General features: G+C 71.7%; 8 protein-coding genes. 7 read left to right on the top strand and 1 reads right to left on the bottom strand.

What is annotated here, in order from left to right:
* Positions 1-151: 151 nt before the first annotated feature.
* The 7 genes from ADK52_RS01470 (at position 152) to ADK52_RS01440 (ending at position 9,702) form a co-directional block, all read left to right on the top strand.
* Positions 152-2,683: a YfhO family protein gene (locus ADK52_RS01470; RefSeq protein WP_107089939.1), complete on the top strand. Its 2,532-nt coding sequence runs from the start codon at positions 152-154 to the stop codon at positions 2,681-2,683.
* A gap of 105 nt (positions 2,684-2,788) precedes the next feature.
* Positions 2,789-3,502, top strand: coding sequence for a Crp/Fnr family transcriptional regulator (locus ADK52_RS01465; RefSeq protein WP_053688016.1), 714 nt, complete (start codon positions 2,789-2,791; stop codon positions 3,500-3,502).
* 140 nt (positions 3,503-3,642) lie between these two features.
* Positions 3,643-4,410 carry a hypothetical protein gene (locus ADK52_RS01460; RefSeq protein ID WP_053687963.1) on the top strand — a complete coding sequence of 256 codons (768 nt, stop codon included), beginning with the start codon at positions 3,643-3,645 and terminating at the stop codon, positions 4,408-4,410.
* Positions 4,407-6,506, top strand: coding sequence for a hypothetical protein (locus tag ADK52_RS01455; RefSeq protein ID WP_053687962.1), 2,100 nt, complete (start codon positions 4,407-4,409; stop codon positions 6,504-6,506). Before ADK52_RS01460 ends, ADK52_RS01455 begins: the two co-directional genes overlap by 4 nt.
* Before the next feature lie 19 nt (positions 6,507-6,525).
* Entirely contained in the window at positions 6,526-7,887 is a 1,362-nt protein-coding gene (locus ADK52_RS01450; RefSeq protein WP_053687961.1) for a hypothetical protein, read from the top strand.
* On the top strand, positions 7,884-8,429 hold the full coding sequence (locus ADK52_RS01445) for a Pycsar system effector family protein (RefSeq protein WP_053687960.1): 546 nt from the start codon (positions 7,884-7,886) through the stop codon (positions 8,427-8,429). Before ADK52_RS01450 ends, ADK52_RS01445 begins: the two co-directional genes overlap by 4 nt.
* Before the next feature lie 31 nt (positions 8,430-8,460).
* Entirely contained in the window at positions 8,461-9,702 is a 1,242-nt protein-coding gene (locus ADK52_RS01440) for a M48 family metalloprotease (protein WP_063783745.1), read from the top strand.
* A gap of 76 nt (positions 9,703-9,778) precedes the next feature.
* Here the strand turns inward: ADK52_RS01440 and ADK52_RS01435 are convergent, their stop codons facing one another.
* The gene (locus ADK52_RS01435) at positions 9,779-13,678 is read right to left on the bottom strand and encodes a DNA-directed RNA polymerase subunit beta' (protein ID WP_053687959.1); all 3,900 of its coding nucleotides are present in this window, start codon (positions 13,676-13,678) and stop codon (positions 9,779-9,781) included.
* Between the last annotated feature and the right edge of the window lie 35 nt (positions 13,679-13,713).

Raw genomic sequence — 13,713 nt, 5'->3', positions numbered from 1 at the left:
CGCGCATGTGGTAAAGGCGTGCTAAGCGGAGGCGGACGGGGCGGCCGCCCGCGAGAACTAAACTGCCCCAGCGATTCACTTGATCCAGCCGATTCAGCTGATCCACCCCGAACTCGGCACGGGCAGTCACGAGCATGCAGGGAGCGGGACATTGCGGACGGTCACCTCGGAGACGACGGCGACGGACGGTCCGGTCCTCCCCTCGCCCCGCCGCCGGCACCCGCGGCTCGGCCGCCTGCCCGACCGCCTGCGCGCCCGCCCGTACGGGCCCCTGCTGGCGTTCCTGATCACCTCGGCCGCGTTCTGCTCGGCCTGGGTCGCCCGCGGCACCTTCCCCTTCGGCAACACCGGCCGGGCCATCAACGACCAGGCCAACCAGTACGTGCCGTTCCACCGCGCGCTGTGGGACCTGGTCCACGGGCAGGCCGCCGGCGACGTGCTCTTCACCTGGCGCGGCGGCTTCGGCCAGCAGTTCCTGTCCGACTACTACACGTACCTCGGCAACCCGTTCTCCTGGCTGGCCGTCCTGGTCCCGCGCGCCCACGTCGACCTCGCCGTCTTCGCGATCACCCCGGTCACGATGGGCACCGCCGCCGCCGTCATGACGGTCTACCTCGGCAAGCTGCACCCCGGCCCGTGGTGGCAGCGCGGGGTGCTCGGCGCCTGCTACGGGCTCTGCGGCTGGGCGCTCAGCGACGCCTCGTACATCCCGATGTGGCTGTGGGGCCTGGTCGCGCTGCCGCTGCTCGGCATCGCGGTCGAGTGGTGCCTGGAGGAGCGCCGCTGGCCGGGGGTGGCGCTGTTCGTCGCGCTCGCCTGGTTCGGCAACTTCTACACCGCGATGATGGCCACGATGGCCGCGTGCGTGCTGCTCGCCATCCGCCTGATCACCCGGGACATGACCGGCCGGCAGCGGCTGCGCGCCCTGTGGCGGGCCTCGACGGCCGCCGGTACGGGCATCCTGCTGACGCTCCCGCTCCTGCTGCCCTCGTTCCTCTCCAGCGGCTCCGCCCAGCCCACCCAGGCCGGGGCCTTCGAGCCCGTACGGATCGAGCTCTTCCTGGCCGGGATGCTCCCGGCCACGCACCTGTGGGGCGGCCGGCCGCGGCTGTACGTGGCCTCGCTGGGCCTGATCCTCGCCGGATCGTTCCTCTTCAACGCCGCCATCGCCCGCCGGACCCGCCTGGTGTGGGCGGCGGCGACGCTGCTCGTCGTCGCCTCGTTCCAGTTCCCGCCGACCCAGTACGTGTGGCACGGGCTGGCGGTGCCGAACGGCAACCCGTACCGCGAGGCCTTCGTCTTCAGCGGCATGGTGGTAGTCCTGGCCTGGCTGGCCCTGGCCCACCGCCCGCGCCCGCTGCACCTGGCGCTGACGGCCGCCCTGCTGGTGGCGGCCACCTTCGTACTGCGCCGCGCCGACGACTTCGGCGGCTGGACCTGGCCGGCGGTGCTGGTGGGCGGGGGCGTCTCGCTGCTGGCCCTGGTCATCCTGGCGCTGGGCGAGAAGCGGCGGTACCTGATCCCGGTGGCCGCCGTCCTCATGGTCGGCGTGGTCTTCGCGGAATCCACGGTGGCGGCCGCCAGTGCGGACGCCCGCCGCAGCCGGGAGCGCTGGGCGAAGCCGGTCGCCACCTCGAACGGTTCGATCAACGCGCACTTCGATGCCGTCCGGCAGGTGGACGGCTGGCCCGCGTACCGGACCGACTCGGGCGCGCCGCAGAGCTCGTACAACGACGCCCTGGCCCTGCGCGCCGAGGGCCCGCAGTACTACAGCAGCTACCTGCCGGAGGCCACGTACCAGGCCCTGGAGCCCCTCGGCTACGGGTTCAAGAACGACGGCCGGACCTTCTTCGGCGCCGACAACCCGGTGCTCGACGCGATCTTCTCGATCGGCGCCCGGGTCCGCCCGGGGGCCGCTCCGCACACCTGGACGCACGAGAAGTTCCCCGCTCCCCCGCTGGTCACCGTCCGTACCGGGTCCTACGCCTCCCCCCACCCGGCGGACAGCGTCTACGCCCGCCAGGAGAACCTCCTCGGAGCCACCGTCTACCAGGTCCCGCAGGTCACCCGCGGGGGCACCGCCACCGAGCAGACGTACGCCGCCCAGTGCACCCCGGGCTCCGAGGCGTACTGGTTCTCCCCCGAGCTCTACGGCACCCTCACCACCGGCGGCGCGCAGAAGCCCCTCGAAGACCGGATGACGGGCGTGATCAGCCTGGGCAAGGTCCCCGCGGACGGCGAGGTCGCGGTCGCGGTCCGTACGCGGACCGAGGGCGCGACGGCGGGCGAGCACCCCGTCGGCTGCCTGGACCGCGCCGCCCTGGACACGGCGATCACCTCCCTGAAGTCCACCGGCGCCACCCGCGTCACCGCCGGCGGCCACTCCATCGAGGCCACCCTCCCGAAGGGCGCCACGGGCACGGCCGTCTTCGCCATGACCGACGTCCCGGGCTGGCAGTGCACGGCCCCGGTGAGGAACTTCCACGGCCTGGTGGCCACGGACATCCCCGCAGGCACCGACAAGCTCTCCTGCACCTTCACCCCGAAGGGCCTCCGCCCGGGCCTGGCCGCCGCCGCCCTCGCCCTGCTGACCCTCACCGCGGTCACGGTGGCGGGCCTGCGCCGCCGCCGGCGCCCGGACGCGGGCACAGGCACGGGCACGGGCGCGGGCGCGGGCGCCTGACCGGGCACTGTCCGTGATCGTCGGGTCCCAATCGGGTGGTTCCGGATCTGCGAAGGGCCCGCGGTCAGTACATTGACCGCCCTGACCGATCGGGGCGGGGGCCGCATGGCTGTGGAGAGCGTCCCGGGCGACGGAGGGCTGGACGACCGGGTCCCCTTCCTGGCCCGGCTGGAGAACGAGGACGGTACGGCGTTACGCGCGCTCGGCCGTGAGCTGGCCTTCGCGCCGCGCGACCGTCTGATCCACCAGAACGAACCCTCGGCGCACATCCTGCTGGTCCTGCACGGCTGGACCAAGGTGACCGCCGCCGCCCCCAACGGCTACCAGGCGCTGCTCGCCCTGCGCGGGCCCGGCGACATCCTCGGCGAGTCCGCCGCCCTCACCGGCCGCGTCCGCTCCGCCACCGTGACCGCGCTGGAGCCGGTCCGGGCCGTGGCCGTCGACCACCAGGCGTTCCGCGCGTTCCTCGCGGCTTCCCCCGCGGCCGCCCTCCAGCTGCTCGCCCTCACCTCGGACCGCACCCGCGCCGCCGACCGGCGCCGCCTGGAGTTCGCGTCGCTGAGCGTGCGCGAGCGCCTCGCCGTCCTGCTCCTGGACCTGTCCGGGATGCACGGCCGCTCCACCCCCGCGGGTGTCGAGCTGACCGTCCCGCTCACCAAGGAAGAGCTCGCCGGAGCCGTCGGGGCCTCCCGCGAGATGGTCCAGCGGGAGCTCAAGGAGCTCCGCGAGCGCGGCGTCGTGGTCACCGGACGGCGCGCGCTGGTGATCGTACGGCCGGACGTCCTTCGCAGGATCGCCCGCTCCCAGCCGCCGGCGTAGCCGCCACCTCCGGACCGGCGGCGCCTTCAGTGCACGGCGTCACACTCCGGGTGCGTCATCCGCCCTCACGGCGGGGCGCCCGCCTGCCCCACTCTCTTGTCACAGCAGGGATCCACCGGGATCCACCACGAGAGGCGATCATGAACGACCCACTCCCCCGCACCATCCTCCTGGTCGACACCGAGCGCTACAGCGACCGCGACGACGTCCAGCAGGCCTTCCTCCGCCGCATGCTCTACGGCGTGGTCGACCGGACCCTGCTGGCCGCCGGGATCGACCGGACGTTACGGATGCGCGCCGACCGCGGCGACTCGATCATGGAGCTGATCGATCCGAGCGCGCCGCTGACCACGCTCCTGCGCGCCCTGCTGACCGAGGTCCCCGCCCAGCTGCGCGCCGTGAACCGGCTGGCGGCCAGCTCGGCGCAGATCCGGCTGCGGGCCGTGCTCGCGACCGGGTACGTCGCCGTCGACGAGTTCGACGGCTGGGTGGGCACGGACCTCAACCACGCCTGCCGGCTGCTGGACGGCGAACCCCTGAAGCAGGCCCTGCGCGAGCGCGCGGACGACTACGCGCTCTGCGTCTCGGAGCCGGTGTACGAAGGCATCGTGCGGCACGGCCACACCGGAATCCCGGCCGACGGATTCACCTCGGTCACCATGCCCAGCAAGAACGGCCCGCTGGGCGCGTGGCTGTACGGACCACTGCCGAAGGGGGGCCCGGCGCCGGAGCCTGAGGGGGACTCCGGCGCCGGGACGGGGACGGGGACGGGGACCGCGAACGGGACCGCCCCGGCGCCCGGGCCGGCGAACCAGATCAGCGGCGGGGTGTTCGGCGGCGTCAACCACGGCATCGCCGGCGGCACCTTCCACGGCGACATCCGGCTGGGCGGCGGTGACCCCCGATGAGCACCCCGGCTGCGGACGCCCCCTTACCGGCCGAGGGCCCCGACCCGGAGCAGACCCCGGCCGAGCCGGCTGCCGCGGAGGAGGCGCAGCCCCAGAGCGCCTACGACGCCCGGCGCGACCTCCTCCGCGACATCCCCGACGCCATGCGCGGCGGCGTCGGCGGCGGGGTCTTCGGCGGCGTCAACCAGGGCATCAGCGGCGGCACCTTCCACGGCGGCGTCACCGTGAACCACGTGACGGTCGGCGGCCCCGCACACACCTCCGGTGAGGTCCCGAGAGCCGAGGTCGCACGCCTCGCCAGGGTGTTCACCGAGGACGGCAGCAACTTCGGGGACCTGCTGGAGCAACTCCGCAAGCAGCGCGTCCTGGTACTCACCGGCCCCCGTTCCACGGGCCGGCGCACCGCCGCCCTCCTGCTGCTGCGGCACCTGGGGACCCCTTCGATCCGCTCGCTGGACCGCAGCACCTCCCCCGAGGACCTGGCCGAGCGGCTCGCCGCCGGAGAGGCGCGCGGGTACGTCCTGTGCGACCCGATCACCACCCGGAACCAGCCGCTGCGCGACACGCACCTGCTGGCGGCCCGGGACAAGCTCGGCGACGACGGCTTCCTGGTGATCACCGCCGGTCCGCACACCCACCTGGAGGGCGTCTCCGGCCGCGCGTGGCGGCCGCCGGGCGCCGCGGCCGTCCTGCGCTCCTCGCTGCGCGCCCAGGTCGACGACGAGGGCGAATTGCAGCGGCTGCTCGCACTGCCCGCCGTCACCGACTTCCTCGCCGGCCACCACCAGCTCCGCGAGGCCGCGCGCTTCGCCGACGTACTGGGACGCCACTCCCGCCACGGGAGCGACGCGTCGGAGATCGAGGCCTTCTCCCAGGGCGCCCTGGAACAGCAGATCCAGGAGTGGTTCGAGGACGCGGACGGGACGCTGCACCTGCGGGAGAAGGCCTTCCTCGTCGCCCTCGCCGCCTTCCACAAAGGGCCGTACGCCCTCACCGCCGAACTCAGCGACCTGCTGTTCGGTCTCCTCCAGCGCACCGAGGACCCGGCTCTGCCGCCCGCCGTCCCCGTCTTCGGCACCAACCCCGCCAAACGCCTCCAGCTGGCCCGGGCCATCCGCTACCCGAAGGAGGAGCAGACCGAGTGGGGCCCGGTCACCCAGTCGATGGCCGCCTTCGAGGACGACCGGCTCGCGGCGGTCCTGCTCCGCGAGGTGTGGACCGGTCACCCGTCCGCCCGCCCCGCCCTGGTCGGCTGGCTGCGGCTGCTCGCCGCCGACGGGCGGTCCTTCGTACGAACCCGGGCCGCGTCCACCGTCGCCGTACTGGCCCTCCACGACCTGCCCTCCGCGATGGCCCTGGTCATCGAGGAATGGGCCCGCTCCGACCGACCGTGGCTGCGGATCGGCGCCGTCAACGCCCTCGCGCTCGCCCACGTCATCGGTACCCCGAACATCCCGCGGATCATCGACCGCTGGTGCGCCGACGAGGACGCCCACGCCCGCCTGCGCTGGGCCGCGATCCGCGTCCACGGGCTGATCGGCGAGGAGCGGCCCGTCGAGACCGTCGAAGCCCTGCGCGTGGCCGTCCGGCGCGACGGGAACGACGCGGCGATGCTGATCGAACTCGCCCAGTCCGTCGAACTGCTGCTCCTCTCCGACGCGCGCGACGAGGTCCTCGCCGAGGTGCTGCGCACGCGCGACGACGACCGGGCCGCCGTCGACCTCGCGATCGACGGCTTCCTGCGCGCCTGCCGGCACACCGAGGACGACGAGTCGTACGGCCGCCCGCTGGTCCTCGCCTGGTATGCCAGGGCCGCCACCGAGCGGCCGCCGTCCGCCCGCGGGATCGCCGAGCTGTGGCGGGCCGCCCTCGACCGCCTCCAGAACCAGGACGCCCTCGACCTGCTGCACGACTGGGTCGTGGCCGCGGACCACGACCACGACACCGAATGGGCGCTCGCCGCCCTGCTGCCCGCCCTGGTCACAGGCGCCAACGAGCGCGACCGGCTGCTCCACCTCCTGCGCTTCGGGGGCCACGGGGCGGTCCCCGCCGCCGCGGAGCGCCTGCTGACCGTACTGACGACCCACCGAACCTGATCCGAGGAGAAGCCGCACGATGTCCGATCCCCGCCGCCACCCCGACTGGGAGCAGCCGGCCGACCGGCACACCCAGCTGATCGACCCGGTGATCACCGTCCAGCAGCTCGCGCGGTTCGAGGTGTTCCGCAAGCTGCAGACCCGCATCGACCACGCCCTGGTCTTCGCGACCGCCAAGGGCGGGTACGTCGCCTTCCTGCCGCCGCAGCGGCCCGGCTCCACCCGCGGCTACACGGCGGTCTACGAGGTGGACACCGGGGTCCACCACTTCCGGTCGGAGATCGAGATCCCCAGCGATAACGACGCGTTCCAGTTCGTCGTGGTCGTGGAGATCAGCTGGCAGGTGACCGACCCGGCCCGGTTCGTGGAGAGCCGTCACCGCGACGTGCCCCGGCTGCTGCTCGGCGAGCTGGAGCAGGCCGCACGGCCGGTCGCGCGGCGCTTCTCCATCGCCCGGAGCGCCGACGCCGAGGGGGAACTGCTGCGCGCGCTGCCCGCGGCCGGCCCGCTCGGGCGCGCGTGCGGTCTCCAGACCACGTGGACCGTGCGGCTGCGGCGCGACCAGGAGAACATCGACCACCAGCTGCGCATGCAGGCCATCCACCACGGCACCGACGAGCAGATCCTCACGGAACAGCTCGGCATGCGCTACGACGCCCAGCTCGACCAGCGGGCCCGGCAGCAGGACGCGCTCACCACGGAGCGGGCGCTGGCCTACGGCGACCGGCAGCACGAGCTGGTCCTGCGGCAGCAGCAGTGGGAGCACCAGCAGCGCCTGGAGCTGAGTCGCCAGCAGGCGGAGCTGCAGCGGGTCGAGGCCGAGAAGATCGCCTTCTACCAGTGGCACCTGGAGCAGGGCGGGGTGCACGCCTGGGCCCTCCACCTGGCCCAGCACCCCGAGGACTCGGCCCTCGTCATGCGGACCATGCGTGAGGACCAGCTCCAGATGATCCGGGACCAGATGAGCCTGGTCAGCCAGGTGCTCGGCGACGGCGGGGCCGAGCGGCACGAGTTACAGGGACCCAAGCAGCTGGCGCTGCGGGCCATGAACGACATCCTGAACCAGCGCCTCCCCGGTGTCCCCCACGACCCGGCCCCGCCGTATCCGGGCCGGCTCCCGGCACCGCCCGCGCAGCCGCCCGCGCAGCCGCCCGTGCCGACCGCGCCGTACGGGCCGGCCCCGACCTTCGCCCAGTGGGAGCCCCCGCCCGGGTACGGGACCGCTCCCGTACGGCCGCCGGCCCCGGCCGAACCCACGGCCGAACCCGCAGCCGAACCCACGGCCGGCCTCGCGGCCGAACCGCAGACCGGGCCCGCGGCCCAGCCCCAGGCACGGCCGCAGCCGCAGGACCCGGCCGACGACGGGAAGCCGCACCCGTGACCGCGGCCCAGCCCCAGCCCCAGCCCCAGCCCGCGCCTGCGGCACCGGCACCGGCAGGCGGCGAGGCCGCCACCCGGCTCCTCGCCGACCTGCGCGGCGAGATAGCACGGGCCGACAGCAAGGCCTCGGTACTGGTCGGCGCCCTCGGCATGACCGCCGGAGTGATCAGCGCCCTGCTCGCCGGCAAGGGGTGGCGGCCGGGCACGCTCTCCGCACCCGGTACGGCCGTGTGGTGGACGGGGACAGCAGCCCTCGCCGTGGCCCTGCTCGCCCTGCTGCTGGCGGTGCTCCCCCGGTACCGCCCGGCCGATTGGCGGCCGGGCTCCCCGCTCTCGTACTTCGGCGACATCCGCTCGGCGGTCCGCCAGGGCCGCCTCGCCGAGGCCCTCGCCGACACCGACCGCGACCCCGCCGCCTCGCTCAGAGCGGCTCTCGCGGAGAACAGCCGGATCGCCGCCCGCAAGCACCAGTGGATCAGGGCCGGCCTGTTCGCCTTCTGCACCGCCACGGTGCTGCTCCCCGCCGCCCTGCTCATCGGCTGACGTCCCCGCCAGACACGACGAAGGATCCACCGTGAACCAGCCACCCGAACCCCAGTACCCGCAGTACCCCCAGGGCCCGCAGTACCCGCAGAGCCCGCCGCCTCCCCCGGCCCACCCGCAGCAGCAGCCCCAGGCGCCCGCGTACCCCCAGCAGCCCCAACCGGCTCAGCCCCAGGCACCCTCGTACCCGCAGCCCGCCTATCCCCAGTACCCGCAGTACCCGCAACCCCAGCAAGCCCAGCAGCCCGCGTACCCCCCGTACCGGCCCGCCCCCGCAGTCCCGTTACCCGCCCCGGCGGCCCCGCTGGACGACCTGGAATACCAGAACGCCCCCGGCACCCGCGTCCACCGCAAGGCCTACCAGCGCAGCGCGGACGCCACTGCCTTCGGCCAGCTCGCCCTGCACGTCCCCGGGTTCCTGATGAGCCTGATGGTGGTCCTGCTGCTCGCCACCCTCCTGGAGGCCGTGTCCGGCCTGCCCTACTGGGTGCCCACGCTGCTCTGGATCGCCTCCGGGGCCCTCGTGTTCCACCGCCCCAGCGAGGGCTTCTTCGCCCGCCACCTGCTGCGCCTCCAGCGCCCGCTCGCCCACGAGCTCGCCGCGCTCGCCCCGGTGTGGCGCGAGGTCACGGCCCGCGCCGGAGTCGACGGCGACCGCTACGAGCTGTGGATCGAGGACACCGACCACCTGAACGCCTACGCGGCCGCAGGCCACATCGTCGGCGTCACCCGGTACGCCCTGGAAAAGCTGCCCAGGTCCCAGCTCGCCGCCGTGCTCGCCCACGAACTGGGCCACCACACCGGCGGCCACGCGTGGTCCGGGCTGCTGGGCTGGTGGTACGCCCTGCCCGGGCGGTTCGCCTGGCAGGTCGTCCGGGCCGTGACCTTCTTCGTCATCCGGTTCACGAGCTTCTTCTCGTACGTCGCCGCAGGACTGATGATCATCTTCGTCGGTCTTTTCACCCTCCTGACGATCACCGCCACCTACGGGATCCCGCTGCTGCTGCTCGTGATGCCCTACCTGATGGCGGCGGTGGGCCGGCGGGCCGAGCTGCGCGCCGACGGGCACGCCGCCGCCCTCGGCTTCGCACCGATGCTCGCGCAGATGCTGCACGGGGTGATGGTCCAGGAGGAGCAGGAGAAGCAGGCGGTCCTCGCCCGGACGGGGAAGCCGTTCACCGAGCCCGGCCCCCTGTCCCGGCTGCTCTCCACGCACCCCGACCACAGGACCCGGCTGCACCACCTCCAGCCGTACCTACAGCCCCCGCGCTGACGCATCCGATCCACAACGCGCCGCAGGGCGGCCACCCTCTCGGGTGACCGCCCTGCGGTTACGTACTCTGCGTGACTCAGCCGTTGTACGGGCCGTAGTCGTAGTCCTCCAGCGGGACAGCCTGGCCGGAGCCGGTGCCGAAGGGCGAGTAGTCGATGTCGTCGTAGCCGACGGCCGAGTACATCGCGGCCTTCGCTTCCTCGGTGGGCTCGACCCGGATGTTGCGGTAGCGGGCGAGGCCCGTACCGGCCGGGATGAGCTTACCGATGATGACGTTCTCCTTGAGGCCGATGAGGCTGTCGGACTTGGCGTTGATCGCCGCATCCGTCAGGACTCGGGTCGTCTCCTGGAAGGAGGCGGCCGACAGCCAGGATTCCGTCGCCAGCGAGGCCTTGGTGATACCCATCAGCTGCGGACGGCCGGAGGCGGGGTGACCGCCCTCGGTGACCACACGACGGTTCTCGGTCTCGAACTTCGAGCGCTCGACGAGCTCGCCCGGCAGGAGCTCCGCGTCGCCGGACTCGATGATCGTCACGCGGCGGAGCATCTGCCGGATGATGATCTCGATGTGCTTGTCGTGGATCGACACGCCCTGCGAGTTGTAGACCTTCTGGACTTCGCCGACCAGGTGGACCTGGACGGCACGCTGGCCGAGGATGCGCAGCACGTCGTGCGGGTTGGTGGCACCCGCGGTGAGCTTCTGGCCCACCTCGACGTGGTCGCCCTCGTGCACGATGACCTTGGCGCGCTTCGAGATCGGGAACGCCGTCTCGTCGCTGCCGTCGTCGGGCGTGATGACGATCTTCTTCGTCTTCTCGGTCTCCTCGATCCGCACGCGGCCGGCGGCCTCGGAGATCGGGGCGACACCCTTCGGGGTACGGGCCTCGAAGAGCTCGACGACACGCGGCAGACCCTGCGTGATGTCGTCACCGGCCACACCACCGGTGTGGAAGGTACGCATCGTCAGCTGGGTACCGGGCTCACCGATGGACTGGGCGGCGATGATGCCGACCGCCTCACCGATGTCGACCAGCTTGCCGGTGGCGAGCGAGCGTCCGTAGCAGAAGGCACAGGTGCCGACCGCGGACTCACAGGTCAGGACCGAGCGGGTCTTGACCTCCTCGACGCCGTTGGCGACCAGGGCGTCGATCAGGACGTCACCGAGGTCGACGTTGGCCGGCGCGATGACCTTGCCGTCGATGACGACGTCCTCGGCCAGCATGCGGGCGTAGACGGACGTCTCGACGTCGTCGGCCTTGCGCAGCACGCCGTCCTCGCCGCGAACGGCGATCTTCAGCTTCAGGCCGCGCTCGGTGCCGCAGTCCTCCTCGCGGATGATCACGTCCTGCGAGACGTCCACCAGACGACGGGTCAGGTAACCCGAGTCGGCGGTACGCAGGGCGGTGTCCGCCAGACCCTTACGGGCACCGTGCGTGGAGATGAAGTACTCCAGAACGGTGAGGCCCTCACGGAAGGACGCCTTGATCGGACGCGGGATGGTCTCGTTCTTCGCGTTCGACACCAGACCACGCATACCGGCGATCTGTCGCATCTGCATCATGTTTCCTCGGGCACCCGAGTCAACCATCATGAAGATGGGGTTCGTCTTGGGGAAGTTCGCGTTCATCGCCTCGGCAACCTCGTTGGTCGCCTTGGTCCAGATCGCGATGAGCTCCTGCGTGCGCTCGTCCTTGGTGATCAGACCGCGCTCGTACTGCTTCTGGACCTTCTCGTCCATCGCCTCGTAGCCCGCGACGATGGCCTTCTTGGCCTCGGGCACGACGACGTCGGAGATGGCCACGGTGACGCCCGAACGGGTCGCCCAGTGGAAGCCGGCCGCCTTCAGGTTGTCGAGCGTCGCCGCCACGATGACCTTGGGGTAGCGCTCCGCCAGGTCGTTGACGATCTCGGAGAGCTGCTTCTTGCCCACCGAGTAGTCGACGAACGGGTAGTCCTCGGGCAGCAGCTCGTTGAAGAGCGCACGGCCCAGCGAGGTCTTCAGACGGAAGCTGTCGCCCGGCTGGAACTCCTGCTCGCCCTCTTCGGCTACCGGCGCCGCCCAGCCGCGCGGCGGGATGGTGCCCACCGGGAAGCGGATGTCGACGGACGACTGCAGCGCGAGCTCGCCGGCGTCGAACGCCATGATCGCCTCGGCCGTGGAGCCGAACGCGCGGCCCTCGCCCTTGGTGTCACGGAGTTCACCGTCGGTGGTCAGGAAGAACAGACCGAGGACCATGTCCTGGGTCGGCATCGTGACCGGACGGCCGTCGGCGGGCTTCAGGATGTTGTTCGAGGACAGCATCAGGATGCGGGCCTCGGCCTGCGCCTCCGCGGAGAGCGGCAGGTGCACGGCCATCTGGTCACCGTCGAAGTCCGCGTTGAACGCGGTGCAGACGAGCGGGTGGATCTGGATGGCCTTGCCTTCGACCAGCTGGGGCTCGAAGGCCTGGATGCCGAGGCGGTGCAGCGTGGGCGCACGGTTCAGCAGAACCGGGTGCTCGGCGATGACCTCTTCGAGCACGTCGTACACGACCGTGCGGCCGCGCTCGACCATGCGCTTCGCCGACTTGATGTTCTGCGCGTGGTTCAGGTCGACCAGGCGCTTCATCACGAACGGCTTGAAGAGCTCCAGCGCCATGGCCTTGGGCAGACCACACTGGTGCAGCTTCAGCTGCGGACCGACGACGATCACGGAACGCGCGGAGTAGTCCACGCGCTTGCCGAGAAGGTTCTGACGGAATCGACCCTGCTTGCCCTTGAGCATGTCGCTCAGGGACTTCAGCGGACGGTTGCCGGGGCCCGTGACGGGGCGGCCACGACGACCGTTGTCGAACAGGGCGTCCACGGCCTCCTGAAGCATGCGCTTCTCGTTGTTCACGATGATCTCGGGGGCACCGAGGTCGAGGAGACGCTTCAGACGGTTGTTGCGGTTGATCACGCGGCGGTACAGGTCGTTCAGGTCGGAGGTCGCGAAGCGGCCACCGTCCAGCTGCACCATCGGACGGAGGTCCGGCGGGATCACCGGCACGCAGTCCAGAACCATGCCCTTGGGCTTGTTGCTGGTCTGCAGGAACGCGGAGACGACCTTGAGGCGCTTGAGCGCTCGGGTCTTCTTCTGGCCCTTGCCGGTACGGATGATCTCGCGGAGGCGCTCGGCCTCTTCGTCGAGGTCGAAGGACTCCAGGCGCTTCTGCAGCGCCGCGGCACCCATGCAACCGTCGAAGTACGTGCCGAAGCGGTCGCGCAGCTCGCGGTAGAGCAGCTCGTCGCCCTCAAGGTCCTGGACCTTGAGGTTCTTGAAGCGCGCCCACACCTCGTCGAGGCGGTCGATCTCGCGCTGGGCGCGGTCACGGAGCTGCTTCATCTCGCGCTCGGCACCCTCGCGCACCTTGCGGCGCACGTCGGCCTTGGCGCCCTCGGCCTCGAGCTCGGCCAGGTCGGTCTCGAGCTTCTTGGCACGGCCTTCGAGGTCCGCGTCACGGCGGTTCTCGATCTGCTGGCGCTCGACGGAGACGTGGGCCTCCAGCGACGGGAGGTCGCGGGTGCGGCGCTCGTCGTCCACGAACGTGATCATGTACGCGGCGAAGTAGATGACCTTCTCGAGGTCCTTCGGCGCGAGGTCCAGCAGGTAGCCGAGGCGCGACGGGACGCCCTTGAAGTACCAGATGTGGGTGACGGGAGCGGCAAGCTCGATGTGGCCCATCCGCTCACGACGCACCTTGGCGCGCGTGACCTCGACGCCACAGCGCTCACAGATGATGCCCTTGAAGCGGACACGCTTGTACTTGCCGCAGTAGCACTCCCAGTCCCGGGTCGGACCGAAGATCTTCTCGCAGAAGAGTCCGTCCTTCTCGGGCTTGAGGGTGCGGTAGTTGATGGTCTCCGGCTTCTTGACCTCGCCGTGCGACCAGGTTCGGATGTCGTCCGCGGTGGCAAGGCCGATCCGCAGCTCGTCGAAGAAGTTGACGTCGAGCACTGTGCGTCAATCCCTCTTTCGGGGTCGAGTCTCAA

This window comes from Streptomyces sp. WM6372 (assembly GCF_001279655.1).
In the GTDB taxonomy this organism is placed as follows: Bacteria; Actinomycetota; Actinomycetes; order Streptomycetales; family Streptomycetaceae; genus Streptomyces.
This window is presented reverse-complemented; position numbering and strand designations above follow the sequence as displayed.